Genomic DNA, 23,796 nt, shown 5'->3' with positions numbered 1-23,796 from the left:
TCGTGTAAACTTGATCTTTGGCTGGCAAGCCTTGTCCCGCATTCGAGTCATCGAGCGTGGAGGCAGGGTTGAAGTGAAGCAGGGACGCGACGCCCACACACTCTCCCACCTGGAGGCCAGTAGATACCGTCGCTAATCGAAAGGGACACATTATGGCTAACGCCCGTGCCCGCCGCACCGTACGCCTTTCGCGTGCGCTCGGCCTTGCATTGACTCCAAAAGCTGAAAAGTACATGGAGCGCCGTCCATACGGTCCAGGCCAGCACGGCCGCGCCCGTAAGAAGCAGGACAGCGACTACGCAGTACGTCTGCGCGAAAAGCAGCGTTTGCGTGCCCAGTACGGCATCCGCGAAGCTCAGATGCTGAGCGCCTTCAAGGAAGCTAAGCGCCTCGGCGGCGAAACCGGCGGTAACCTGCTGGCTCTGCTCGAGTCCCGTCTGGATGCCCTGGTTCTGCGTGCAGGCTTTGCCCGCACCATCCAGCAGGCCCGCCAGATGGTTGTTCACCGCCACATCCTGGTCAACGGCCAGCGTGTAGACCGTCCGTCCTTCAAGGTACAGCCGGGTCAGCTGATCCACGTACACGAGAAGAGCGAGAAGATGGTTCCATTCCAGATGGCTGCAGCAGGTGAGCACTCGAAGGTGCTGCCAGCCGCTCCTGCTTACCTGGACGTAAAGCTGGAAGCCCTCCAGGCTACCTTCGTGCGCACCCCAGAGCGCACCGAAATCCCAGTGACCTGCGAAGAGAACCTCGTGGTCGAGTACTACGCACGCTAAAACTAGAACCCTTATGAAATAAGGGATCCAGCTTAGCTGTAGCGGTTTTGTGGCGGTCTAGCCTTGCTAGGCCGCCACAACTGTATCTGCAACAGCTGCCATAGCCGACCCATCACTATCCCACATATGTGCATAAGTGCGCAGTGTCTCGTTGGCATCCTTATGCCCCAGGCGTGCCGCTACGGCCACCGGAGAGAAGCCGTGGGATATCAGGACGCTCGCATGGTAATGGCGCAGCTGGTGCCACCCTGGGCCGATCTCCGGCAAGCTCTTACGGGCTTTCACCCACACCGCCTCGTACTTCCAGACCTGCACCACACCGGCATCGTGGAATAACCGTCCTTCAGGTCCGGCCGCGTTGCAGAGCTTCAGCAGGGTGTCACGAAGTATCGGCCCGAAGCTCACGCTCCGCCGCGAAGATTTCGTTTTCAACGGCCCCCGGGACAGGCCTCCGTGGCGCCGGCTCGTGTCCTGCAACGTCAACCGGATCACGCTGTTCGGAAAATCAATATCCTGCTTCGACAGTCCGAAGAGCTCGCTCGGGCGCAACCCGGTGGAGGCGCCGACACGCATCGCTGTTGCGTATGGTTCCGGGACGCTCTGTATCAGCTTTTCGAGGGTTTCCTTGCTGAACTGGAAGGTCTTGCTCTCCACTGGCGGTAGGCTGATCTTCACGCAGGGAGACTCGCGGACGATCCGCTGGAACACTGCCTCTTTGAACATCTGCCGCGTATAGGTGTAGTAGAGACGTGCAGTGGATGCTGCCAGACCGTCAACCACCCAACCGTTGATGGCTGCCTGGATATCCTCACGCATAATTTCAGTCAGGTATTTCCCTTCGAACGTTGGCAGGATCCGTTTGCGGCCGGCGGAGTCGATCATGCGCAGCGAGCTGGCCCGTTGGTGTGTTTGTTGCTCGCGCCATTTATCCCAGAAGTCCTTGAACAGCATGTCGGCTTTGAGCCCGTGGGGATTCAACGTGTGGTCGGTTGTTTTGCTGTCCAACCATGCTTGTGCTGCGTCTTTGTAGTCGAATGAGCGTTTCGTTTCTTTTCCGGTGCCGTCGGTCCATACGGCTTGCCAGCGTTTGCCGGTGCCGTATCTGCTGGTCCTGGTTCGGTCTTTGCGGTGCCATAGGTCGACTATTCTGCCGGTGGCCATGGGTGGTTCTCCTGTTTTTGGGTGCGCTTTAGTAGGCGCATGTATGCGTGGGTGTCTCGGGGCAGCACGTCGAGTTCGTGGGCCAGTGGTGTGGCTGTGTTGTAGATGCGGGTTGCCGCGGCCCATTGGGTGGGGTGGATCAGCCAGGAGGCTGAGAGTTCCTCTGCTGCGCGTTCCTGGCGTGGGTGGTGCCCTGTGTGGCCTAGGAGAGCGTGGGCGGTCTCGTGGGATAGCGTGGAGCGCCGCTGGATTGGTGCGAGGCGTGGGCGGAGGAAGATCGTGTGGGTGAGCAGGTCATACGCTCCCCAGAGCTGGTCAGGAAGGTCAGTTTCTACGATGCGTGGCTTGAGCCGCGCAAGAACTACTTCGAACATATGTTCGAATATAAGGGTAGAGCCCGACAGTTAGAAAATCGTCAACGAATTATTATTCGGGAAGCTGCTCCGGGTCAACGCCCTTTTCGCCCTTGTCAGCGGCCATGCGCTCGGCCGGGAACAGCTCATGAACATCTGCCGTCGGGGCGTTAGCTCCGTCGCTGGCAATGATGGACTGCTCCTGCCACCAGAGCATGTTATCTGCCGTCTCACGCAGAACGCGCTGGGAAGCTTCTGGCAGGTTGCCGGCACCCTGGAGGGTCAAGTTCGACGTGTCCGTCTCCACCGGCAGGCCAAGAGATGAAGCATAGGCGGTGACTACGTCGATTACGCGAACGCCGAGTCCTCGCGCCAGTCCTAGGATGACGGCATTCTCTTTGGGCCAACTCAGTACCGGGCGGTTGATCAGGCGGTCAAGATTGGCGCGTGTCGGTACGCCGCCGCAGGCTTTGGAAAGGGATTCGAGGCTACGGTCTCCGCGCTTGTTGAGGATCAGTTCGCGAATGCCTTGGTTTGGGTTCGTGTTCATGATTTGAATCCTCTGTGGGTTACGGGTTGCGCGCCATCGGACGCTTGTTCTACCTGATAACCCCTAATTCTGCCGTAGTTACCCCTTGGTGATAACCAATTAACCCCCGTATTTCTGCGGTTCTGCATGATCTAACCGAAAATCTTGCTACCACCGCTTGCATTAGTGATAACCAGTAGTTCATACTATTGCTATCAGCAGTTGCAAGAAGTGATAACTAGAAAGGTTTTCAAATGTCCCCATTCAGAACAAAGCGCAAGTGGCAGGAGGGAACCTACATGCGATTATCATCCGCTCAGAGGCTCCGGACTTTTATCTACACCAAAGAGGATATGGACGCCTATCGAAATGGGATGCCAATAGATCCCCGGAAAATCACGCAACGCTCGCTCGCTCGCCGTGCTGAAATCAGCCAAGCGTTCATCAGCCAGCTCGCATCCGGCAAGAAAGTCAGCTGCAAACCCGAAACCGCAGAACGCATCGCGGAGGTCATCGGCGTAGACGTGACTGTACTTTTCGACCCCGGAAAAGTAACTACTAGTTGCGCAGCTTAGCCCTGGTAGTTGCACCAAATAACTAACGAAAGGACACGCCGGTGACTGCACAACCAATGGCACTCGAAGATCTGAACTGGCGCGAAGACGCACTGGACATCGTTGAACGCTGGGCCACGCAGGGCCGGCGGTTCACAGCAGACGACCTCCGCACCGAAATGAAACGGCCAGCACCACACAAGAACATGGTCGGCGCCATCTTCACCACGGCCCAACGCCGCGGATGGATCACCAAGAACGCCAACGCCACCAGCCGGATGAAATCCCGCAACGGCGGACACCAATACGAATGGATCGGAAAGACCTGGAGGGATCACCTTGGCTAAACCAAACTCAGACCCACTGCTCACAGTCCCGGAAACCGCTGAACGACTCCGTTCGCATCCGGAAACAGTCCGCCAGATGCTCCGCCGAGGCGACCTGGTGGGTATGAAGTTCTCGTCGGCTAACCGGCACGGCACATGGAAGGTTCGTGAGTCCAGCATCGAACGGTTCTTGCGCCGGCAGGAGCGCGCAGCATGAGCCGGTGGATGGAACGCAACGGTTTGAAGCTCACCAGTTTGGGGGAGCGTGTCGTGGTCAGTTTGGCCGGTTTGGGAATCGTCGCCCTGTGCGGGGTGGCGTTCCTGTTCGAAGCATTCATCAACACTCAGATTGGGGCATAGGTCATGTCGCTCGTATTCAACGAAGCATCCCACCGCTACAGGCTCGATGGAAAACCAGTCAGTGGTGCCACCACCATTTTGGGTGGCGGTATCCCGAAGCCTGCTTTGGTTTGGTGGGCGCCGGGCGTGGTCGCCAAGTTCGTTACCGATCCGGACAACGCAGGGAAGGTTGCCGAACTGTTGGCCGGCGACCGGGATCAGTCCATCAAGTTCCTGCAGCTGCTTCCGAACCAGGAACGCGACAGCGCTGCCGAGCGTGGCACTGAGGTGCACGACCTCGCGGAGAAGCTCGCCACCACCGGTGAAGTTGACGCGCCAGAGGATCTGGTCGGGTTCATCGAAGGGTACTTGGACTTCCTTGACCGCTGGCAGATCACCCCCGTCTTGGTGGAAGTGGTGCTGGGAAATCGTGAGCACTGGTATTCGGGCAAGGTCGACCTTTTGGCTACGTCGCCACTGCTCATGTCCCAGGCGGACATCGATGCCGGCAAGTTGATACAGATCGACCTGAAAACGTCCAAGGGCGTGTACATGGAGACCGCTCTGCAGACCGCCGCGTACTCCCGGGCCGAGTTCTACATGGATGGCACCAAGGAAATCCCGATGCCGGAGGTAGTCGCGACCTACGTCGCCCACGTCACCCCAATGGACCGTGAGGGCATCAACGCCAGGTATGACGGTTCACCGTTGGGCACCAGCCTTTACCCGCTGGCTACGTCGCCGGCGGAGATCGATGAACACTTCCAGCAGTTCCTGCACGCCAAGGCAGTCCATGAGGACGCGAAAGTGCGGGGCAAGCAGAAGCTCGAACCAATCAACCCACCAACCGAAATGCAGGTAGCAGCATGAGCGCCTACAAGTTCGAGGACGAACACCGCGGTGACGAGATCGCCTTCTACTACGACGAAGACGCTATCGCGATCGACATGTATCCAACTGACCGAAGTGCGATGTACGGGAAGCTCCACAAGCGCGACCGACCAGATCTTGAAGTCATCATCCCAGTCGAGAACGCCGAAACCCTGGTCACTGTCTTGCAGGACATGATCACCGAAATCCGGGCACGCCAAACTCGCGCCGCCTAACCACCAGAAGGAGTCAAACAATGAGCATCCAACCGTTCAACCCCGCAGGCGAAGTCGCCACCCCGACCAACCTCCCAACCAGCACTGGCAGCATCCAGCTCGCCGAATGGGCCGCCGAGCTGGGCGCCGCGCACCAGCTCGGAACAGCCCTGTGCAAGACCGCATTCGTCCCCAAAGATTTCATGGGGAAGCCGGAAGCCGCAGCAGCTGCGATCCTCGCCGGCAAGAGCCTCGGCCTTGACCCGATGAACGCACTGTCGAACATCTTCGTTGTCCACGGCCGCCCAGCATTGTACGCCCGGACGATGACCGCGCTGGTCATGGCTCAGGGACACGAAGTGGTCCGCACGGAAGCCACCCCAGAATCCGTGACTGTCGCCGGCCGCCGCAAGGGGCAGGAACGCTGGCAGGAATTCACCTGGACTATTGGCCGCGCCAAGACCGCCGGGTACACGTCGAATAGCAAGTACCAGTCCGACCCGATTGCCATGCTGACCGCGAAGGCGCAGGCGGAAGCTTGCCGAACCATCGCACCAGACGTGCTTGCTGGTATGCCGTACAGCGCCGAAGAAATGGAGCTGGAAGACATGGGGGAGAAGCCAGCAGCTGCCGAAGCTCCCGTGAAGACTCGCAAGCTCACCCGCAAGCCTGCAGAGAAGAACGCAGAGGCCGCGGAACGCCCGGCGCGTCCCGCCCCGGCCCAGGCCCCGGAGCCGGTTGCGGATGAAGCCACCGGCGAGATCCAAGACGACGGCCCGGCCGTGGTACTGGAAACCGACTGGGAAGCCGAACTTGCCGAGGCCAGCACCAGCCGGGATGCACTGCTCACCCTCTGGAACCGTGCCGTGGCCGAGGGTGCGCCGCAGGAAATGGTGTCCCGCATCGTCGATGCCGGATCCAAGTTCGCCTAACCAAAACACCTAGCCAAACCTGGCGGGTGCCCTGTCTTGGGGTCAGGGCATCCACGAACCAACTAGTAGGAGTCAAACATCATGAAGGTCATCAGCCTAACCACCACCAACTACAAGCGCGCCAAGCACGTCGAGATCAAGCCAGACCCGGACAGCAACCTGGTCATCGTTGCTGGCAAGAACGGCCAGGGCAAGTCCAGCGTTTTGGACAGCATCGCTGCAGCCTTAGGCGGCGCCAACTCCAAGACCACCCCGAAGCCGATCCGCGACGGTGAGGACCGTGCCGAGATTGTTCTCGAAACCGAGGAACTGACCGTCACCCGGGTCTTCACCCCATCCGGTTCCCGCCTGACGCTTACCTCGAAGGACGGGGCCAAGTACCCGAAGGCACAGGCGAAGCTCGACGAATTGGTCGGGAACCTGTCCATGGATCCCCTCGCGTTCACTTTGCTGGATGACAAGAAGCAGTTGGCCCAGTTGCTGGACCTCGTGGATCTGCCGTTCAATCCTGACCAGCTGGAAGCCGAACGCAAGCAGGTGTTCGAAGAACGCACTGCGGTGAACCGGCGGGTAAAGGAATTCGAATCCGCACTCGCCCAGTTCGGCGAGCTCCCAGCAGATCTGCCATCCGCGGAAGTTTCCGTTTCCGGGTTGCTCAGCGAATACCACGAGGCACGAAACGAGAACGAAGTTCTTCAGCGGAGCCAGCAGTTCGTCGAATCTTTGCAAGCGCAGATCGAGCAGCTGGAAGAACAGCTGGCCAAGGCCAAGAACGATCTATCTGAAGCACTGGCAAGCGTGGACCCGAACGCCAAGCCAATCGACCTCACTGCGATCCAAGCCCAGATCGATGGTGCGGAGGAAACGAACCGGCTTGTGCGCAAGGCTCACGAACGCGGTGCACTGTCCTTCCAGTTCGAGGCGGCCAAGGGTCAAGCAAACCAGCTCACCGCGAAGCTCGACCAGATCGCCAAGACCAAAGCCGACGGACTCGCATCAGCACAATTCCCGGTCGACGGGCTGGGCTTCACGGAGGAAGGAGTCACCTACCAGGGCGTCCCATTCAAGCAAGCATCCAGTGCAGAACAGATCCGCGTGAGCATGGCCATGGCCATCGCGTTGAACCCGAAGCTGAAAGTCATCCGCATCCAAGACGGATCCCTTTTGGATTCAGACAGCCTCGCACTGATCGAGGAAACCGCGCAGGAGCACGGTTACCAGATCTGGCTCGAAGTAGTCGGAGACGACATCGAAGACGCATACACCATCATCGACGGAGAGGTGGCCTAACCATGGCTGGCGAAACTCAGATCACTGTAATTGGGAACCTGACCGCGGATCCCGAACTGCGCTTCACCCCAGCCGGCGCGGCGGTTGCGAACTTCACGATCGCTTCGACCCCGCGGGAGTTTGACCGGCAGGCCAACGAGTGGAAGGACGGCGAAGCCCTGTTCCTCCGGGTTAGCGTCTGGCGTGAAGCCGCGGAGAACGTCGCCGAATCGCTCACCAAGGGCACACGGGTCATCGCCCAGGGCCGCCTGCGTTCACGTTCTTATGACACCAAGGAAGGGGAACGGCGCACCGTCATGGAACTGGAGGTCGACGAGATCGGCCCGTCACTGCGCTTCGCTTCGGCCAAGGTCACCCGAACTCAGCGGGGCAACGGTGAAGGCGCCGCCGGCCGCGCACCAAACAGCAGCTCGGGGGCCGGCTGGAACAACAGCACCGGTGGCGGGGGATGGGGCAACCCACCCGCCAACGAACCACCGTTCTAATCCCATGGCAACGCTAATCGTCTGCCCACGCTGTAAACGACCTGCAGTAAACCATTCAATCCCGCATTGCAGGAAGCGTTTATGCGGGTGGCTTGTCTGCAAGAAGTGCTCTCTCACCTATGAGATCCCGCCAAAGCAGTAACCCTCAGTAAACACCCCGGGTGGCCTGGCCAGCAGTCGGACCAGGCCACCCCGCACCACACCACACCACACCAATCTTCAGGAGAAAAAATGCCTATCGTCACCGTCTACACCACCGAGAACTGCCAGCAATGCCGAGGAACCAAGCGCGTCCTGGACAAAGCCGGGGTCGAATACGAAACCGTCCAAGCCGATGCAGCCGACAAGGTCCAGCTTGCAGATGCGATCCGCGAACGAGCAGCCGAACTCGGTGTGTCAGCGACTATGCCGTACGTGACCGTTTACGACATCCACAACACGCTGATCGCTGACTGGTTCGGCTTCCAGCCCGGCAAGATCACCGACTACGCATTGGTACGAGACGCGGAGGATGCTGCGTAATGAGTGTCTTTCATGCAGTGTGGCCGGTCTTGGATACGGATATCCCGTACGAGGACTTGAAAGCCGAAGCTATAGAGGATCTGCCGAAAGTAGCACGACGGCACGGAGTCATCACCATTGGTTCACCTACCGTGATGATTCGCCTGGGCAGGGAAGTTCCAGGTGCTGGCGAGGCTGAGTTCGTTGTTTTTGCTGAATCTTCCGTCGTTGAATTCAAACCAGTCCAAGTTGTCGAAGCGAGCGCGGTTCGTTCGTGTGAGCGGTGCGGTTTGGAAGGTGCGAAGCGTTCGGGCGTAGACGAGTGGTATTGCAAGGACTGCAAAAAGTTCGCTCGGGCTGACGGCTGGTTGGAGAACGCATCATGAGCGCGTGCAAGAAGTCGTGCTGCTGGTCGCCATGGGATGTATGTGCGAAGAAGAAAGAATGCGGTTGCCACACGAGCGACCAACCGATCTACCAGCGACTAACCCAATCCGAAATCGACCGGGCCAACTCGGTACTGCAGCTGAAAGGACAAAGACGATGACCATCCAAGGCCAGCTGAGCATCTTTGACCTGCTGGAATCCCGACCAAAGGTCGACGTCACTCACTTGATGCAGGAGACCAGCGGGGCTGGGACGTTCTTCAATCCTGGAACGCCCGAAGCGCTCCAAGAAGCGCTCGAAGCTTTCCGTGTTGATCATCAAAGTCGCGGGTTCAGATGGAAAACCTATGTCGGGTGGTCTACCTACTACGAATCATCAGGCGCCGGATCGGCGCATCACTCGGCGATGTATCACTCTGGGCTTCGCTGCCATCACAGTGTGGGGGACTGGTGCTCATGCGTGAGGTGGTACATCACTCGCATGTACTGCGACGGGTGCAAATGGTGGTCAGGAATCCATGTGAACACGAACGACGCAGTACACGAGTACTTGGATCACTGTTGGCCAGGGTGGCGCGACCTGCCCGTAATGGAGGGCAAGCAAGTCGGGTACGAAACCAAATTCGAGTTCCCGCAAGACTACCCGAAGAAGTTCATGGTCACCGGCGCGCCGATGCTCGACTGTCGGGGCAACAGCCGACACGCTACGCGAGACATTCCAGGCGCGAACGAGTTCGGCGGCTACCGGGTGTCAATCACTCGGGATTGCCAGATCCACAACCAAAAGGGGGAGAAGTGAACCTGAATCATGAACTACGCAGATATGAATCCAAGCCAAAGGCAAGCCAGCTATCGAATTCTCGGCGCTCTTGCCCGCAAGGTAGCCGACTTGGATCGATCCGGCGCAGGTCAGCACAACATCCTTGCACTGACTTTTGCTTATTCGCAGGTCGAATCACTGATCGAGCAGGAACAGATCGACTTGTTCGACAGTTATCCGCCCGAAACCGACTGAGCTGCGATAGCGAGCTGAGCCAGAGCAATCGCGTTTGCTGGCATAGAAGCCGCCAGACTACCTCGCGTTTCCTTCCAAAAATCCGAGGAACGTTCCCGCCAGCTCTTCCGGAGATCTTCGTCAGTACTTGCACCTGCGGCGGCATTCGTTGCAATCCACAGGTTATAGAGGGCCTCAGAAAAATCGGCACCGGCAACAAACTCTTCGTCGTCGATGAACCGACGCAGCACCTGAACTGTCCGATAGACATGTCCGCGGATATCGGCATTCAATGTTGTATCTCGGCGCAGGAGCTCAACGACTTCGTCCAGGGCGTTACGCACAGTCGATACAGTAGCGTTCAGCGAAGAGTAATTCATGGTGCTTATGAACGATTCGACGCCTTCCACGGAGTCCCTCAGATGGTCTGTGAATGGTTTCGAAGTGTCAGTTCCGCCCCAGTTATATGGGAAATTCAAAACTGCCTGGCCAGCCAGCATCATCGCACGTCTATGGACGGCAACCTTCTTGCCTTGTGTTTCTGCTATATCGAGAATCTTGTTGCAGTCGGTGATATGTCGCATCGCGTCAATATGATGCTGCATGCCAGCATTTCCCATGTCTCTTGCGTGGTAAGGCGTTTGCCCCTTTTTCCACGAATCAAAAAGTTCAATAAGAGCAGTGGCCGGATTATGCATAACACTACGATAGCCAATGACCTTCGGTGGTGGTGAATATGACCTCGCAGGCACATCCGCACCGTTCGCCAAGGCCGCACTGCCCGGACCCTCATTGTGAGAAAGTCTGGGCGCCAGACAAACGCACAGCCAAACAGCTACGTGCAGAAATTATCGCCGAAAAAGGAACAACCGCCGCACATGTTCGATACTACGAACACGCCGGCGGCTGGCACTGGACACGACAAACCAGGATGGGCAAGGAGGACAAATGAGCGCCAAAGATGAACGGCCCTGGATCAAGCTCTCCATCGACTATCTCGACAACCCGAAAATCGACGGACTCAGCGACCAAGCAATCCTCCTGCACCTCGCCCTCATGCTCCGAGCAGCCCAACAACGCTCCGGAGGCAAAGTATCAGCACGCATCGCAGAGCAACGCGGAAAGGCCGCACTGAAGGAACTCACCGACGGGAAACTACTCGTCAAGGAAGACCCCAAAACCTACCGAATCCATGACTATGAGAAGCACCAAACCGTCCACGAACTATCCAAAAAACGAGCCATTTCAGGAGCTCGCGGAGGGCACACGAAGAACCACAAAAACAAGGGCATTTTTGCTACAGATTGCACCTACTGCCAAGAAGACCAAGCAGAACCACAGAACGACCAAGTCATCCCAGAAGAACCACCATTCTGACCACCTAGCAAAAGTAGCAAAATCCTAGCAAATGCCACCCTGGCTAGACACAAAACCCCAAGTCGCCAAGTAGCAAACACAGTGGCAGAACTTAAGAAGTTAAGAACCTACATACGTAGGTGGCAAAACCAACGGACACTCTTGGTTCAGTTTTAAAAGAAATGGCTAAAGAAAAGCAGCATTCGTTCAGGAACGTAACGCACGCGAACGCAACGATGCTGATGCAAAATCCACCAAGGAGAAACCATGATCCTCACCCAAAGCCAAGGCGAACGACTCACCCGCATGATCGCCGCCATGCGACCAGACTTCGACAGCAACGGCATCGCCCGCATCCTTCAAAAAGCCAACCAAACCGACGGGCTCCCAGCCCACGACATGGGCCACGCAATCCGAGCCGCAGCCCACTACACCACCCAGCTCGCCCCAGACGGATCACATGCCAAGCACACGCCGGCCATGTACCCAGCCACCGGGCAACACTGGGACCAAACCGCGCCCGCCGGCTCCCGGCACAAGCGCCACCAGGAACCACCCTGCGAAGAACACCCGACCTACGATGCTCGCACCTGCGCCTGCTGCTGGGCAGACATCAAACTCGGTGAACGACCTGAAGAAATGCTTGGGAAGCGGATCGGCAAGCAAGGCAAGCCCAACGCGTTCGGCGCACAAGCCGTCAAGCAAGCACTCCAAGCACTCAAAAGCCCCGAGAGCGATGTCCAAGCATCCGAAACAACCCGGGGCGTAGCCCCATTCTAATTCTCTTTGCGCCAACCATTGCATCCAGCAATAGCAGAAACTACTACGAACAGTACAAAAACGTGGTTACGGCTGACGCATACCATCCGGGCGGGTGTTTCCCCGTTCAACCTCCTGAAAGGCTCTCAAAATGGATTCTGTGCCCTCCGGCGTATTCCGGTTAGAACTTCCCAAGCTCGCTGACTGGCTCAACCTCAATGTGAATCTCCATTGGGCGCCTCGGAACAGGCGTGCCCAGGCTTGGCGTCACGGAGCGCACATTTACGCACGGCAAGCGAAGCTGCCGAAAGGGTTGCAGCGGGTCCAAGTTGACGCGTACGTGTGGAAGAAGACCCGGGTGCGGTATGACCCGCACAACCTCATGCCGACGTTGAAGCCTGTGATTGATGGGCTGGTCACGGACTATGGGCTTATCCCTGACGATTCCAGCGAGTATCTGGCCGGCCCATTCATCCACCACGGCGGGTACGGGACCGAAAAGCTCGTGCTGGTCATTCAACCGGTGGAAGCTTAATTTGCTGGTTGTGGTTGCAACCAATGATTGCTAGTGTTGCAACTGTCGATAAGTAAACAAGCTCCCGCTGATAGTAAGCCAGGCGGGGGAGGGGGAAGCATCATGTACAAGAAATCTTTGGTCGCCGTCACGGCCGCCATCGTCACGCTGACCGGTTGCGCACCCGCTGGCCGGGTAGCGGACACCGTACCAGTCACTGCCGACGAGGTGAAGGCTGAACAGTACGGCACCAGCCCAGCGTTTGAACGCGACCTGCGCGGCTGTCTGGAAGCGCACCCGATCCCCGCGGATCACGCACCAGACCACCCAGCCTCGGCGCCACTCGCGGAATGCGTCGCCCGGGTATACGAAGCCCACGCTGGCGGTGCGAAATGAGCTTGAACCTGGGCACCCCGCGCAAGCGTGCTGAGCTTCCGAACGCGTTGCATGGTTGCACGTCTAACCCTTGCGGCTCGGTTGTCTGCCAGACTGTGCGTGACCGTGACGAACTCCTGTCCCGCCTCGAACAGGCTGAGGCGATTGTCAACCAGTTGACCCCAACCCACCTCAAGATGATCCGCTGCGCCCTGGACGGTGATCCGGCATGACCGTCGTTGGACTCTCAGCGCAGGCCATCGCCTACGGAGGGAAAGACCACCCGTGGGACCCGTCAGACCTGCAGCGCTGCTTGAACTACATCGACTCATGGAACATCGACACCCCAACGCTAAGCAAACGCATGGCAGGCAGGTCCGTGGCTTGGGATCGACTGCTCCCAGAGTGGGACAAGCTCGTGTCACTGTTCCGGCAGGAAATCGAAAATCAAGGGACGTGGTGGAGTGCGCCGCGCACCTATCAAGAGATGAAACGCATTCTTGCCGACGGCGTAGCCTGCGATTCGTGCGATTCGACAGGGCGTGGAACTGAATGCGCCAAGTGCAAGGGCACTGGCCGGCGATCAGGTGGCCGATGCAGGGCTGAACGTTGCTACGGCGGCGCTGACTTCTGTGGCAGCTGCCGAGGACATGGATACACCGACCGTATGGCACGAACCAACCAAGGAGAAAACAAATGAGCAAACTACCCGGCAACCCGCACGTTTTCGAAGGCCCGCAGATCGCGTCGCCTGAGACGATCGAGAATGACTTTATCGGTGAGGAAGGTGTCACCGCTGAAACGATGATGCTTTCGGAGCTGACACATAACACCGAAGCCACTCTCGCCCTGGCATACGAGCAGCGCACCGCCAACCTTCTGAAGGTCTTGGAACTCCAAGGGCGCATGCAGGGCGTTACCCAAGCTTTCAACCTGAGCGCGTTCGACGTTGCCGAACGCCTCGGGATCGAACCGAAACCAGTAAGCAGGCCATTCTAATGACTAACCAGGCCCCGCTAAACCCGGACGTGTTCCCATCATCAAATGGGACTAACGCGATAATGAGACTGCTTCCGGATCGCCGGGCGTGAGGCAGCCCAAATGATTAGTCTAATTAGAGCGGATAACAGGCAAGCCAATCAGATCGATGATATCCGGGAATGGAATGCCAAAGTCTTTGAGGCGCAATTTGGCTTCGTCTCTCGCAGAGACGCTCATCCCGAACCACAACTTGCTAAGGGAGTCGTTGATGCTGTTGAAATCCGATATATCGTAGTCATCCCGGTCAATTGTCATCATGGCTACGCGGTCAGCAAGTTCGACAAACTTTTGCGGTGCGCTGATCCTTTTCCCTCGATTTGCGTCATTCCCTCTATTTACGGCTGCACGTGACACGCGAGGGTCTCTCACCCTCACGGAATCTTCAATTGCAGAAAGTCGAGTCAGTATCTGCCGATTCATCTCGCCCTGGGCCGATTCTGGGTCCGTAGAACCGGTGACCGTCTCGAAAGACTTGTACTGGCTCAAGGGTGTGATTGGCCTGTAATCATGTTTCATGGTTTCAATCGCCATGCCAGCAATGGTCTTGATCGTCTTGTCGACAGAAGCTGGATCCTGCAGCTCATAGGAGATTACTCGCAAGTCCGCAATATCGAATGGGATCGGTTGGCCCTGCTCGATCATGTGGATAACGGGTTTATTCCATCCGTGAGCTATAGCGAGCTCGTAGAACACGTTGGCGTTGTGGTCGGTAAGGTCGGCGACGATCAGATCGGCAGCATCTATTCGTTTGATGATGTCGTGTCCAATGGAATCGGGGGACAACGACCCATCGCCCCGGGTTACCTCCCAGCGGTCGTCAGGCAGGGCTTTCTTGATGATGTAATCCAGTGCCAGAGTCGCCTTGCGATTCTTTTCGGACCCAACCGATCCGATTGGTGAAATAACAAATACTTGCTTAGTCGTGGCAACGTCATCCGGCTGCGCCGCAGGAACTTTCTTAGTAACCATTAAATCCAATTTTCACGAGGGGTTTGCGATGAACTTTGAGCATAAACCAATTGCCCAATCAACACGTAGATATTGCAAGTGAATGAAACAAATGCAAGGAGGTAACTAGTGACTTTGAGTATCACCGCGGAGAATCTGGGCAAAGCGATCAAACGCTACAAAGGCGACCCCACCTACGCCCCAGGACAAGAACGCGACGGGAAACTAATCTGCGGAGCCAAGAGACGCGGGAAGGACGAAGCGTGCGGATCCTCTCCAGTACCAGGCGGTGTCCGATGCGGCCGACATGGGGGTAACAGCCCCAAGGCGAAGGCAGCAGCAGAAGAAAGGATCGCGGAACAAGAATTGACCCACGCCATAGGCACGCTCGGCATCACCGAGAAATACCCGGACATCGACCCCGCCCAAGCCCTCCTGCAAGAGATCAGGATCAGCCACGCACACGTCCAATGGCTCCGAACCAAAGTTTCCGAAGTCGAACCCAACGAGCTTGTATGGGGCATAACAAAGACTGAAGTTGGTATCGGCGCCCAAGGGCCAGTGGACATGACCGTCCAAGAAGCAGGATTCAACACCTGGTACACGCTCTACACCAAAGAACGCGAACACTTCGCCAAGCTCACCACCATGGCCTTGAAAGCCGGTATTGAACAGCGGCGTATCGAACTCGAAGAGCAGAAAGCAGAACTCGTTGTTGTCGCGCTGAAACAGATCTTCTCCGCCCTCAACCTGTCGAAGATTCAAGCGGACATGCTCCCCACCATCGTCCCCAACGCCCTACGCCAACTCACCGGAGGAACACCATGACCCTCACCCGCGAAGCCAAATACCTATCCGGCGCAGACCTCGGCAAAACCATCGAATTTCTCGGCAAGGAACCGGGAGATGGGCTGACCTACCGCACCACGGGAACCATTAGAGCCATTGAGCACGAAGACGACTGTGTCAGCATCGACACCGGCAGCGGATGCCGGCTAATCCGATCAGGCGACCCCGTCACCATCACCGGCACCGACACCCCACCAGGCTTGAACCTCCACCGATCAGTGATCGACCAGAACGAATAGGATTAGAGCATGGTTCTTAGTGAAGGTTTCGAATGCACGGTGCCCAGCGATGACGCAGTAAAAGGTTCTGTAGTCAATTGCGTTGGAACCGCTCCAGATAATTACTTAGTAATGGGAGACGTTGCAACCTGGGTTGCTGGCGTGGCCGGGATACTGACCGCTTTGTTGACTATTGGGTTGCTGATCGCTGCCATCAGGGCATGGCGTGTCGCCAAGGGTACCTTGGAGAGGATGGAAAAGGACGCAAAAGCTGCAGACGAAAGGTTGCACACCGAGATACGAGAACTCTGGGAAGCTGAGGAACGACGCGCTAGACATATGATCTTGTTCGAATTCTTAGATTCAATGTTCGATATTCTCAAAAAATACGGAACCTATGAACAGCTGGTGGCTCGGAGAAGCATGGCCGAGCACCGTGCTGTCAAATTTGATGTCCTATGGTCTAAGGCTTCGGTTCGTGTGAAGCTAGACGGCCTTATTCGGCTCAGTTTCGAATTGGCCGAATCGGAGCTTGAAGCAGGTCAGGCTCTCGCAGAATTCAATCGTTCATCGAAAGAAGGACTGGGGAATCAAGGGGAATTCGTTGACGCATCAGCTGCATCAGGCATCTACATGAGTGCTAGCCGCAGGAAGGAAGAATTGTTCGGAGGTTTGAGGTCTATAACAGCACGCCTACGATCGGAAGATATCGATATCTCTGAATTTCAAAGTGAGATCGACAGCTTGGTTCTTGATATTGCTCAGGCTCACCCTGAGCTAGCCGCTATCTCATCGATTTTGGAGGCCGACAATGACTGAATGCCTAGTCTGCGAGTATGGCACCGCGGCCGGCCTGTACCTCTGCAATCACTGTGATGCCCGGTTCCGCGCTGTCTTGGATCGTGTGCCAGCGACGTTGCGGACGGCGGGGGAGACGTTGGCGAATCAGGGGGTGCAACCCCGCATCGGGTCCGCTGGCACCAGCGCCCCTGGTGCGCCCCTGAATTTGGACATGGCCGAACGGCTCGGGGAGAACGAGCGTCGGCTTGCCGAGTTGGCGCACTGGGTGAACGGCCGGGAGGAACCGAACCGCTTGCGGATCTTCACGAAGACGTTCAACGCTGCCGAATACCTGCGAGCTATGGCGCACCTCATGCGCAAACGCGAGTACGTCGCAGACCTCTACCAAGAGTTGCGTGACCTTGAACGACGCGTCATCTCAGCAGCTGACCGGCCAATCCAGAAACGCCCACTAGGGGAGTGCGGGGCGCTGCTCATGGACGACGCCACCAACATGATCAGCCGCTGCGAGGGTGTTGTCGAAGGCCACGAAACCGCCACCACCGGCCGCTGCAAAGCATGCCACCGCGAACACGACCTCACCGACCGCATCACCGAACGGTTCGCACAAGCCTGGCATGTCCGCGGCCCTCTCCTGCAAATCGTGAAAGCCCTCAACGCCGCCGGCTACACACTGAAATACGGCACAGCGAAACTCTGGGTCCACCGCGGCAAACTCGCACCGAAATGCGACCTAGCAACACGCCAGGAGGGCCACACCCCAGCCGAGGTGCTAGCTGTCTTGCAAGCGGGTGCAAGTGGCAAGCGCAATAGTAGCAATCAGAAGTTGCAAATCTCATGAACTGTAACTAGGGTAAGACCCAAGATCGAAGAACTGTGACCAGTGAAGATCTGCGCAGCAGGCGGAACCACTTATCGACAATAAGAACGCCGAGAGCAGAGCCACGCACCCCCCAAGGCGTGAGCAGTCTGCCATGACCGGCACCACCCGCACGCACAACCAAATAGCCGGGCACACGAGGCCCGGAGCGCTACCGGGTATGTCCCCGCCAGCTCACGACTGAGTAGCGCACGAGGGGTTCCTGCTAACCCGCACGACTCCAACAGTCGCGACGGACGCTAAGGGCTGGCATGATCCGAAACTTGAAAGAGTTCGAACGGGGATCCAGACCTGCCCCACCCATACTTGACGGCGGCCAACAAGCCGACAACACCACACGACGCACAGAACAGTGCCCCGCCACACCGGGTGGGCGCAACGGGGCACTGCTGATGCGAAACTACAGCGGACCAGCCGCCGTCAATGAAACGCCAGTCACAGATTTCCAACAATCTGCCGGTAAAGCGCTAACATAGCGTGAGCAACAATCAAGTGTAGGAGGAAAAATGTTGACCAACGACATTGACATCCGACTAGCGCTTGACGAGCGACTTCAACGCAAACACGGAAATGATCCGAATGTTCTCATTCGCCATGAACTCGGCGTTGATATGGGGAACCGTCGTGTTGATCTCGCTGTTTTGAACGGGCACCTAGCAGGATGGGAAATCAAAAGCGACAGGGACACCCTGCTGCGTCTTCCTGAACAAGCTGATGCATTCTCGAAGGTCATGGACTACCTGACAATCGTGACGACTGCAAAATACTTGGACCGTTGTGCTGAGATGCTGCCGAAAACGTGGGGCTTGCAAGAAGCGATCAAGGGGCCCCGAGGTGTTCGAATCGTCAACCGCAGAGCCCCCAGATTGAACCGACACACTGACTCTTTTGCAATAGCTCAACTTCTGTGGCGCGAAGAGGCCCTCGAAGAACTGAAGCTACGTGGTGAAGCTCGTGGGCTTAGTTCGAAACCGAGATACACGATCTGGCAGCGACTATCAGAAGTAGTTCCTAAAAAAGAACTGCGCTCTATCGTCTTGAGTCGCCTCAAGCGCCGCCAAGAGTGGACAGGCGGTCACTTACCAGCTCCATGTGGTGGTTCTGAGCGTATGAGATCCACTGTGTAGCAGTACCTGGACCTGGCGGATTCGCAATAGAGCTGTCACCCCATGAAAAGTTTGCTCCGGAAAAATCTGGATGTGCAACGATATTTTTGCAAACGTCGTAGAACGTCGAATGCCTGCCCTCGGAATCCTTGGGCTCGCGCCAGATCACCCACTGGTCGGCTATCGTGTACCTAAGATACGGCAGAGGCCCCTGGAACCCAGGTCCGTCAGACTGTTCTGGTGAACGGGTGCCGTAGTCGGCGTACTCGATATCCGGATACTTCTGATGCATTTGATTCCAAATTGCAGCATCGTTGCGATCAATATAGTGGTATGACTGCTTCTGCACGTCAGAGATTTGCTCCGGCGATGCTCCAGAAGCGAGAATCACTGATTCCCAAGGGCCATTGTTCACGACCCATTGCAGCGAGACATCAGCCAATCGAGTCATCGAATGAATGTCTGCCCCATGAATGCTCCCTAAATCGACCATGATTGCGATGTCCGCAGGTGATAAGTCATGGAATCTGCACCAGTCTCGAAGACTCTGATCATTGGCGGCAGGGTCGGGGTCAAGCTCCGCTCCTCGGATTCGCAGTATTAGATTCTCCGCACCTACTGCAGTGACAGCATCAGAAAGTTGTTCCGCAGTATCATCCAGATGAATCACGGCGTGAAATTCTACGGTTGTGCGGGAGAACTCTGAGGCTAGCCAGGTGAAAGGCAGTAGGCCGCTCGATTCTTCTTTTTCACCAGGCCGAAGCGCTCCCAGGTCGATCGCGTAAAGTTCGCGATCTTTGGAAGCACGAAGTAATGCATCACGGAACTTGGCCAGGTCTCGAGTAACACCGTTCGCAGCTACGAGTTCGAAGAGTGGTTCAATACGGGAGCGTTTTTTGTCACTCACATTCTTCCACGCGTCATACTCACCGGATTTGCCCCTGAGAATTGGGTAGTACATCAGTTCTCCTAGTTGATAAACGACCAACACGTAATTGTCGGTTCAACTTCATCCTATGTGACTTAGCCGACAAACTGGAGGTGCATCGTGTCCGCCGCATACGATTGGGCGGAGTACGCGGCCCGTGCATTCGAAGTGCCAGAGCATGACTGGGCAACTCCGGGAGCTCTCGCGAAAGCGATCGAACCGACCACCCTGCAGACCCCAGCCCTGGACTTGATCGACGAGTACTTGGTGAAGGTTGAAGCGGGGGAGATTGATCGTCTGATCATCAACCTGCCGCCCCAGGAAGGAAAGTCCACCCGGGTCACGACGATTGGGCCGCTGTGGTTTCTCACCCGTAAACCTGACCGTCGTATTGCCATCGTTTCCTACGCCCAGGACTTGGCTGACGAGTTCGGGCGGAACATCCGTAACCACATCGCATCCAATGACGGTGACGACGAAACCCTGGACCTCGGTCTGCGAGTAGCCAAAGACAACGGTGCTGCGCGACGTTGGAAACTCGACGGGAAAAAGGGCGGCGTCCGTTCAGTCGGTATCCGTGGCGGTCTGACCGGCCGTGCCGTTGATGCGCTGTTTATTGACGACCCCATCAGCAACCTTGAGCAGGCTTACTCGAAAACCTATCGTGAGCAAGCGTGGGGATTCTGGCAGTCAGTCGGCATCACCCGACTCGCACCCGGCGCACCAGTCATCCTCGTTCTCACCCGTTGGCACGCTGACGACCTAGCCGGCCGCCTGCTTGCTGGTGTAGACGCTGACCGTTGGACCGTGCTTAACATTCCTGCCGAAGCCGTGGAGAACGACCCGCTCGGACGTAAACCCGGTGACTGGCTCGAATCAGCCCGACAGCGTACCCCACACCAATGGGAACAGATCAAAGTCTCCGTCGGCCCCAAGGTGTGGCAATCCCTCTACCAAGGCAACCCAACCCTGGACGACGGCGGCGTACTACCCACCGAATGGGCCCGCTACGAACAACCTATGTGGATCGAACACGCAGACGGCCGGCACACAGTGCCCGGCATCGACCGTGACGACCACGAGCTCATACAGTCTTGGGACCTCGCGTTCAAGGGCGAGAACACATCGGACTACGTTGTAGGCCAAGTCTGGTTGCGCGTCGGTAACGTCGCCTACCTGCTCGACCAAGTCCGCCGGCGGATGAACTTCAACGAGACGTGCGACGCTATCGAAGCCATGACAGCGAAGTGGCCCGAAGCAACCGCCAAACTCGTTGAGGACAAAGCCAATGGGCCAGCGGTCATGAACGCACTGCAGAAAACAGTGATCGGGCTGATCCCAGTCGAACCAGTCGGCTCGAAATACGCTCGCGTGTCAGCTGTCAGCCCGTTGGCGTTCTCCAAGAACATCGTGCTCCCAGCAACCAGCTTGTGCCCATGGGTGGAACATTTCACCCAAGAAGCCCTGTCCTTCCCTGCAGGAGCAAACGATGACCAGCTGGACACCATGTCCCAAGCAGTGAATCAGTTGCTCCTGCACCGCATCGACGGTCAAGGGGACGACATTGTGCAGCCGGAAGAATACGACGTCGTGGAAGAGCAAGGCTACTACTTGTCTCCCTTCTAAAGAATTGAGGTGTCGCCCATGGGCTTGCGCACTTGGCTTGGATTCGCCCAAGAATCAGGCACCACCATTACTGAGACTGTCCCAGCCGGTACGGTCGACACGCTCGAACACAAAATCGAAACTTTGACCGAGTCCATGGCCCAGCTGTCATTGGCACGGGAGGATGCTGGTTGGGAACGGATCCTGCAGGACGGGCAACGTGAACTCACTGCAGAGGCGCGCCGTCGCAACGCTGAGCTGTGCCGCGTGTTCGCCATCGCTAACCCGCTGATCAAGCGTGGCCTAGAGCTGCGTGGCGCGTACGTTTTCGGGCAGGGCGTTGGAACCACCGCTACCGGCGAGAAAGTCAACGACCTTGTACAGGCTTGGTTGGATGATCCTGAAGTACGTGAGGTGTTCGCCGGATCCGAAGCGCAGGCACGCAACGAACTCGCTTTGGGCACTGATGGCAACGTGTTCTTCGCCCTGTTCACCAACCCGCTCACGGGCCGGGTGAAGCCGCGTGTGATCCCGTTCGAGGAAATCCAAGAGCAGATCACCGACCCGGAAGACTCTTTGAGCGTCCGCTACTACAAGCGGGTCTGGAACCGACGCGACGCAGCGGGTGGGGAGCATGAGGTAACGACTTACCACCCGCGGTACGACTACCGCCCACAGATGCGCCAACGCCGGTACGGGGCCACCCCAAACAGTGCCGGCCACGACATCATCTGGGATGCGCCGATCTACCACATCAAGGTCAACGCCCTCACCGGCTGGCAATACGGCATCGGCGATGCCTTCGCGGCCCTGCCGTGGGCTCGCGGGTACAAGGAGTTCCTTGAAGCGTGGGCGATCATGATGAACGCCCTGTCGAAGATCGTTTGGCAACGTGTCGGCAAGGGTGGGAAGCGCACTGCGGCCAATGCACGCCGTGAATTGGAGAAGATTCCGGGCATGGCACCCGGCGGCGGCGTGAACGCCACTGACGACAGCAAGCTTGAAGCGGTGCCGAAGACCGGCGCCACCATCGACTCTGACTCTGCGAAACCATTGGCTGCCATGGTCGCTACCGCGTTGGGTATCCCAGTCACCATGCTCCTTGCGGATCCTGGCCAGACTGGTGCACGCGCCGTGGCAGAGACACTGGACTTCCCGACCACGCTGACCATGCAAGGTCGCCAGGAAGTTTGGCGTGAAGCTCGCCGGCAGATCCTCGGCTACGTCATCGACCAGGCCGTGATCGCACCCCGGGGTGTGTTGCGTGGCCAAGGCAGGACGGTGCGTGACGGCGACCGACTCCAAACGGTGCTCACCAATGAGGATGACCGGACGCTCACCATCGCGTTCCCGGACATCACCAAGGTTGACCCGAAGACCATGATGGACGCTTTGGAGAAGGCCGACGGGCACATCCCGCCACTGCTGTTGGCTGAGATGATCATGCGCGCCCTGGGCGTGCGTGACGTTGACGAGTGGCTGGAAGAGCTGACCGATGATGAAGGCAACTTCCTCGACCCTCTCGTGGCGGCCGGGCAGGCCGCGGCTGACGCATACCGGGCTGGACAAGAATAGGCGGTGATGTTGGTGGCTGTCACAGATGAAACCCTGCTGATAGCCGCCGACACCCGCCGGCGCCTCCAACGGATGACCGACGAACAAGCCGTCGCACTCACCAAAGCGTGGGTGGATGCCTGGGACACGCTCACACCGTTGTTCAACGAAGCGTTGCTGGACTTGCTGCAGGGCGCGCCTGACCGGTTGCCCCGTGCAGTAGTCGCACGCAACCGGAAACTACAGGCAGCGCTCAGGCAGGCCCGCACGGTGCTGAACGAGCTCACCCGCGGCGCTAACGAAGTCATAGAGAACAGTTTGGCTGACGCAGTGCTGGACGCAGTGCAATCGCATGAAGCAGTCCTGCGCTCCCAACTGCCCCCGGCAACGGCGGGTGTCAGCTTCGAATTGGACGCACCAGCCCCAGACGCGCTGGATGCGATCGTTCTGCGAACAACCCAGCAGATCCACTCGGCAACACGGCCACTGGCCGGCTGGGTGGTCGATGCAATGCGCAACGAGCTGGTCCGCGGCATCGTCGTGGGGGACAACCCCCGCGAAGTCGCCCGCAAACTAATCCGCGCTACCGAGGGTCACTTCAACGGCGGACTAGCCAGGGCTACACGGATCGCACGAACCGAAATGCTCGATGCCCACCGGAACGGGTCGCTCACCTCCGCGAAGCACAACAAGGACCTGCTGACCGGCTGGAAATGGCAATGCACCCTAGACCGGCGCACCTGCCCGTCCTGCCTGTCCAAGCACGGCACCCTGTACCCGGTAGACCAGTTCGGTCCCGAAGACCACCAGAATGGCCGGTGCGCACGCATCGACGTCACCAAGACCTGGAAAGAACTCGGGTTCGACATTGACGAACCCGCAGACGCTTTCCCCGACGCCCGCAAATGGTTCGACGGACTCACCGAAGACAGCCAACTAGCCATCATGGGCCCAACCCGGCTGCAGCTGCTCAACGACGGCAAGATCGGCTGGGAAGACCTCGCCACGCTCCGCACCGCAGACGGCTGGCGAGACTCCTACATCCAGACACCGGTGAAAGACCTACTAGGTGCCATCGCTGGCTGACGGGTAATAATCCACCGTCCCGCACCACTTGCACACCACGGACATCGAACCCCCCGTAGGACGCA

At 57.8% G+C, this 23,796-nt stretch carries 34 protein-coding genes; 28 read left to right on the top strand and 6 right to left on the bottom strand.

Features of this window, described 5'->3' with window-relative positions; genetic code table 11:
• Positions 1-149: 149 nt before the first annotated feature.
• The gene (gene rpsD, locus ACIP6G_RS06195; protein WP_105658291.1) at positions 150-776 is read left to right on the top strand and encodes a 30S ribosomal protein S4; all 627 of its coding nucleotides are present in this window, start codon (positions 150-152) and stop codon (positions 774-776) included.
• Between the two features lie 66 nt (positions 777-842).
• Here the strand turns inward: rpsD and ACIP6G_RS06190 are convergent, their stop codons facing one another.
• Genes ACIP6G_RS06190 through ACIP6G_RS06180 form a run of 3 tightly spaced genes read right to left on the bottom strand, consistent with a single transcriptional unit; the run spans position 843 to position 2,840 of the window.
• Complete coding sequence (locus tag ACIP6G_RS06190; protein WP_400289233.1) at positions 843-1,937, bottom strand: tyrosine-type recombinase/integrase; 1,095 nt, start codon at positions 1,935-1,937, stop codon at positions 843-845.
• Entirely contained in the window at positions 1,919-2,311 is a 393-nt protein-coding gene (locus ACIP6G_RS06185; protein ID WP_400289232.1) for an ImmA/IrrE family metallo-endopeptidase, read from the bottom strand. The genes ACIP6G_RS06190 and ACIP6G_RS06185 overlap by 19 nt, the downstream gene beginning before the upstream one ends.
• Before the next feature lie 52 nt (positions 2,312-2,363).
• Positions 2,364-2,840 (bottom strand): hypothetical protein, encoded by a 477-nt coding sequence (locus ACIP6G_RS06180; RefSeq protein ID WP_400289231.1) that lies wholly within the window; start codon positions 2,838-2,840, stop codon positions 2,364-2,366.
• 353 nt (positions 2,841-3,193) lie between these two features.
• Between ACIP6G_RS06180 and ACIP6G_RS06175 the strand changes: the two genes are divergently transcribed.
• The 13 genes from ACIP6G_RS06175 to ACIP6G_RS06115 all read left to right on the top strand — a co-directional run bounded on the left by ACIP6G_RS06175 (position 3,194) and on the right by ACIP6G_RS06115 (position 9,732).
• Positions 3,194-3,394, top strand: a complete 201-nt coding sequence (locus tag ACIP6G_RS06175) for a helix-turn-helix domain-containing protein (protein ID WP_400289229.1) — start codon at positions 3,194-3,196, stop codon at positions 3,392-3,394.
• A gap of 41 nt (positions 3,395-3,435) precedes the next feature.
• Positions 3,436-3,720 (top strand): hypothetical protein, encoded by a 285-nt coding sequence (locus ACIP6G_RS06170; protein ID WP_400289227.1) that lies wholly within the window; start codon positions 3,436-3,438, stop codon positions 3,718-3,720.
• Complete coding sequence (locus ACIP6G_RS06165) at positions 3,713-3,916, top strand: helix-turn-helix domain-containing protein (protein WP_400289224.1); 204 nt, start codon at positions 3,713-3,715, stop codon at positions 3,914-3,916. The genes ACIP6G_RS06170 and ACIP6G_RS06165 overlap by 8 nt, the downstream gene beginning before the upstream one ends.
• The gene (locus ACIP6G_RS06160) at positions 3,913-4,059 is read left to right on the top strand and encodes a hypothetical protein (protein ID WP_400289222.1); all 147 of its coding nucleotides are present in this window, start codon (positions 3,913-3,915) and stop codon (positions 4,057-4,059) included. The genes ACIP6G_RS06165 and ACIP6G_RS06160 overlap by 4 nt, the downstream gene beginning before the upstream one ends.
• Positions 4,060-4,062: 3 nt before the next feature.
• Positions 4,063-4,908 carry a hypothetical protein gene (locus tag ACIP6G_RS06155; protein WP_400289221.1) on the top strand — a complete coding sequence of 282 codons (846 nt, stop codon included), beginning with the start codon at positions 4,063-4,065 and terminating at the stop codon, positions 4,906-4,908.
• Complete coding sequence (locus tag ACIP6G_RS06150; protein WP_400289219.1) at positions 4,905-5,144, top strand: hypothetical protein; 240 nt, start codon at positions 4,905-4,907, stop codon at positions 5,142-5,144. The genes ACIP6G_RS06155 and ACIP6G_RS06150 overlap by 4 nt, the downstream gene beginning before the upstream one ends.
• Positions 5,145-5,164: 20 nt before the next feature.
• Positions 5,165-6,055, top strand: coding sequence for a hypothetical protein (locus ACIP6G_RS06145; protein WP_400289217.1), 891 nt, complete (start codon positions 5,165-5,167; stop codon positions 6,053-6,055).
• Between the two features lie 81 nt (positions 6,056-6,136).
• Positions 6,137-7,345, top strand: coding sequence for an AAA family ATPase (locus ACIP6G_RS06140; protein WP_400289214.1), 1,209 nt, complete (start codon positions 6,137-6,139; stop codon positions 7,343-7,345).
• Between the two features lie 2 nt (positions 7,346-7,347).
• Positions 7,348-7,830, top strand: a complete 483-nt coding sequence (locus ACIP6G_RS06135; protein ID WP_400289212.1) for a single-stranded DNA-binding protein — start codon at positions 7,348-7,350, stop codon at positions 7,828-7,830.
• A gap of 231 nt (positions 7,831-8,061) precedes the next feature.
• Positions 8,062-8,352 (top strand): glutaredoxin family protein, encoded by a 291-nt coding sequence (locus ACIP6G_RS06130; protein WP_400289210.1) that lies wholly within the window; start codon positions 8,062-8,064, stop codon positions 8,350-8,352.
• Positions 8,352-8,717, top strand: a complete 366-nt coding sequence (locus tag ACIP6G_RS06125; protein WP_400289208.1) for a hypothetical protein — start codon at positions 8,352-8,354, stop codon at positions 8,715-8,717. The genes ACIP6G_RS06130 and ACIP6G_RS06125 overlap by 1 nt, the downstream gene beginning before the upstream one ends.
• A gap of 157 nt (positions 8,718-8,874) precedes the next feature.
• Positions 8,875-9,516: a DUF6349 family protein gene (locus ACIP6G_RS06120; protein WP_400289206.1), complete on the top strand. Its 642-nt coding sequence runs from the start codon at positions 8,875-8,877 to the stop codon at positions 9,514-9,516.
• A gap of 9 nt (positions 9,517-9,525) precedes the next feature.
• Positions 9,526-9,732 (top strand): hypothetical protein, encoded by a 207-nt coding sequence (locus ACIP6G_RS06115; protein WP_400289204.1) that lies wholly within the window; start codon positions 9,526-9,528, stop codon positions 9,730-9,732.
• On the opposite strand, the gene ACIP6G_RS06110 is transcribed toward ACIP6G_RS06115, so the two are convergent.
• Complete coding sequence (locus ACIP6G_RS06110) at positions 9,711-10,409, bottom strand: hypothetical protein (RefSeq protein ID WP_400289202.1); 699 nt, start codon at positions 10,407-10,409, stop codon at positions 9,711-9,713. The genes ACIP6G_RS06115 and ACIP6G_RS06110 overlap by 22 nt on opposite strands.
• 250 nt (positions 10,410-10,659) lie before the next feature.
• Here ACIP6G_RS06110 and ACIP6G_RS06105 point away from each other — a divergent pair, with 250 nt between their 5' ends.
• From ACIP6G_RS06105 to ACIP6G_RS06080, 6 genes are all read left to right on the top strand, one after another.
• A complete protein-coding gene (locus ACIP6G_RS06105) occupies positions 10,660-11,088 on the top strand; it encodes a hypothetical protein (protein ID WP_400289200.1) in 429 nt (142 codons plus the stop codon).
• Positions 11,089-11,334: 246 nt separating this feature from the next.
• Entirely contained in the window at positions 11,335-11,847 is a 513-nt protein-coding gene (locus tag ACIP6G_RS06100) for a hypothetical protein (RefSeq protein WP_400289198.1), read from the top strand.
• A 130-nt stretch (positions 11,848-11,977) separates the two neighbouring features.
• Positions 11,978-12,361: a hypothetical protein gene (locus ACIP6G_RS06095; RefSeq protein ID WP_400289197.1), complete on the top strand. Its 384-nt coding sequence runs from the start codon at positions 11,978-11,980 to the stop codon at positions 12,359-12,361.
• Between the two features lie 102 nt (positions 12,362-12,463).
• Entirely contained in the window at positions 12,464-12,736 is a 273-nt protein-coding gene (locus ACIP6G_RS06090; protein ID WP_400289194.1) for a hypothetical protein, read from the top strand.
• On the top strand, positions 12,733-12,948 hold the full coding sequence (locus tag ACIP6G_RS06085; protein ID WP_400289193.1) for a hypothetical protein: 216 nt from the start codon (positions 12,733-12,735) through the stop codon (positions 12,946-12,948). The genes ACIP6G_RS06090 and ACIP6G_RS06085 overlap by 4 nt, the downstream gene beginning before the upstream one ends.
• Positions 12,949-13,411: 463 nt before the next feature.
• A complete protein-coding gene (locus ACIP6G_RS06080; protein WP_400289191.1) occupies positions 13,412-13,714 on the top strand; it encodes a hypothetical protein in 303 nt (100 codons plus the stop codon).
• Positions 13,715-13,825: 111 nt separating this feature from the next.
• On the opposite strand, the gene ACIP6G_RS06075 is transcribed toward ACIP6G_RS06080, so the two are convergent.
• Positions 13,826-14,725 carry a hypothetical protein gene (locus ACIP6G_RS06075; RefSeq protein ID WP_400289190.1) on the bottom strand — a complete coding sequence of 300 codons (900 nt, stop codon included), beginning with the start codon at positions 14,723-14,725 and terminating at the stop codon, positions 13,826-13,828.
• 108 nt (positions 14,726-14,833) lie between these two features.
• On the opposite strand from ACIP6G_RS06075, the gene ACIP6G_RS06070 reads away from it, so the two are divergent.
• From ACIP6G_RS06070 to ACIP6G_RS06050, 5 genes are all read left to right on the top strand, one after another.
• Complete coding sequence (locus tag ACIP6G_RS06070) at positions 14,834-15,532, top strand: hypothetical protein (protein ID WP_400289188.1); 699 nt, start codon at positions 14,834-14,836, stop codon at positions 15,530-15,532.
• Positions 15,529-15,792, top strand: coding sequence for a hypothetical protein (locus ACIP6G_RS06065; protein WP_400289186.1), 264 nt, complete (start codon positions 15,529-15,531; stop codon positions 15,790-15,792). Before ACIP6G_RS06070 ends, ACIP6G_RS06065 begins: the two co-directional genes overlap by 4 nt.
• Before the next feature lie 9 nt (positions 15,793-15,801).
• Complete coding sequence (locus ACIP6G_RS06060) at positions 15,802-16,590, top strand: hypothetical protein (protein ID WP_400289185.1); 789 nt, start codon at positions 15,802-15,804, stop codon at positions 16,588-16,590.
• Positions 16,591-16,783: 193 nt separating this feature from the next.
• Entirely contained in the window at positions 16,784-17,413 is a 630-nt protein-coding gene (locus ACIP6G_RS06055; protein ID WP_400289182.1) for a hypothetical protein, read from the top strand.
• Between the two features lie 545 nt (positions 17,414-17,958).
• Positions 17,959-18,579 carry a sce7726 family protein gene (locus tag ACIP6G_RS06050; RefSeq protein WP_400289181.1) on the top strand — a complete coding sequence of 207 codons (621 nt, stop codon included), beginning with the start codon at positions 17,959-17,961 and terminating at the stop codon, positions 18,577-18,579.
• Here ACIP6G_RS06050 and ACIP6G_RS06045 read toward each other — a convergent pair.
• Entirely contained in the window at positions 18,500-19,519 is a 1,020-nt protein-coding gene (locus tag ACIP6G_RS06045) for a hypothetical protein (protein WP_400289180.1), read from the bottom strand. The two genes, ACIP6G_RS06050 and ACIP6G_RS06045, sit on opposite strands and share 80 nt — an antisense overlap.
• Positions 19,520-19,606: 87 nt before the next feature.
• On the opposite strand from ACIP6G_RS06045, the gene terL reads away from it, so the two are divergent.
• The 3 genes from terL to ACIP6G_RS06030 are packed head-to-tail and all read left to right on the top strand — an operon-like array spanning position 19,607 to position 23,731.
• Complete coding sequence (gene terL / locus ACIP6G_RS06040) at positions 19,607-21,112, top strand: phage terminase large subunit (protein ID WP_400289178.1); 1,506 nt, start codon at positions 19,607-19,609, stop codon at positions 21,110-21,112.
• 18 nt (positions 21,113-21,130) lie between these two features.
• A complete protein-coding gene (locus ACIP6G_RS06035) occupies positions 21,131-22,666 on the top strand; it encodes a hypothetical protein (protein WP_400289177.1) in 1,536 nt (511 codons plus the stop codon).
• Positions 22,667-22,678: 12 nt separating this feature from the next.
• Entirely contained in the window at positions 22,679-23,731 is a 1,053-nt protein-coding gene (locus ACIP6G_RS06030) for a phage minor head protein (protein WP_400289176.1), read from the top strand.
• Positions 23,732-23,796 lie beyond the last annotated feature (65 nt).

It is taken from the genome of Glutamicibacter sp. NPDC088483 (assembly GCF_044753145.1).
Classification (GTDB): domain Bacteria; phylum Actinomycetota; class Actinomycetes; order Actinomycetales; family Micrococcaceae; genus Glutamicibacter.
The sequence above is the reverse complement of the archived record's forward strand: the minus strand, read 5'-3'. Positions and strand labels throughout refer to the sequence as shown.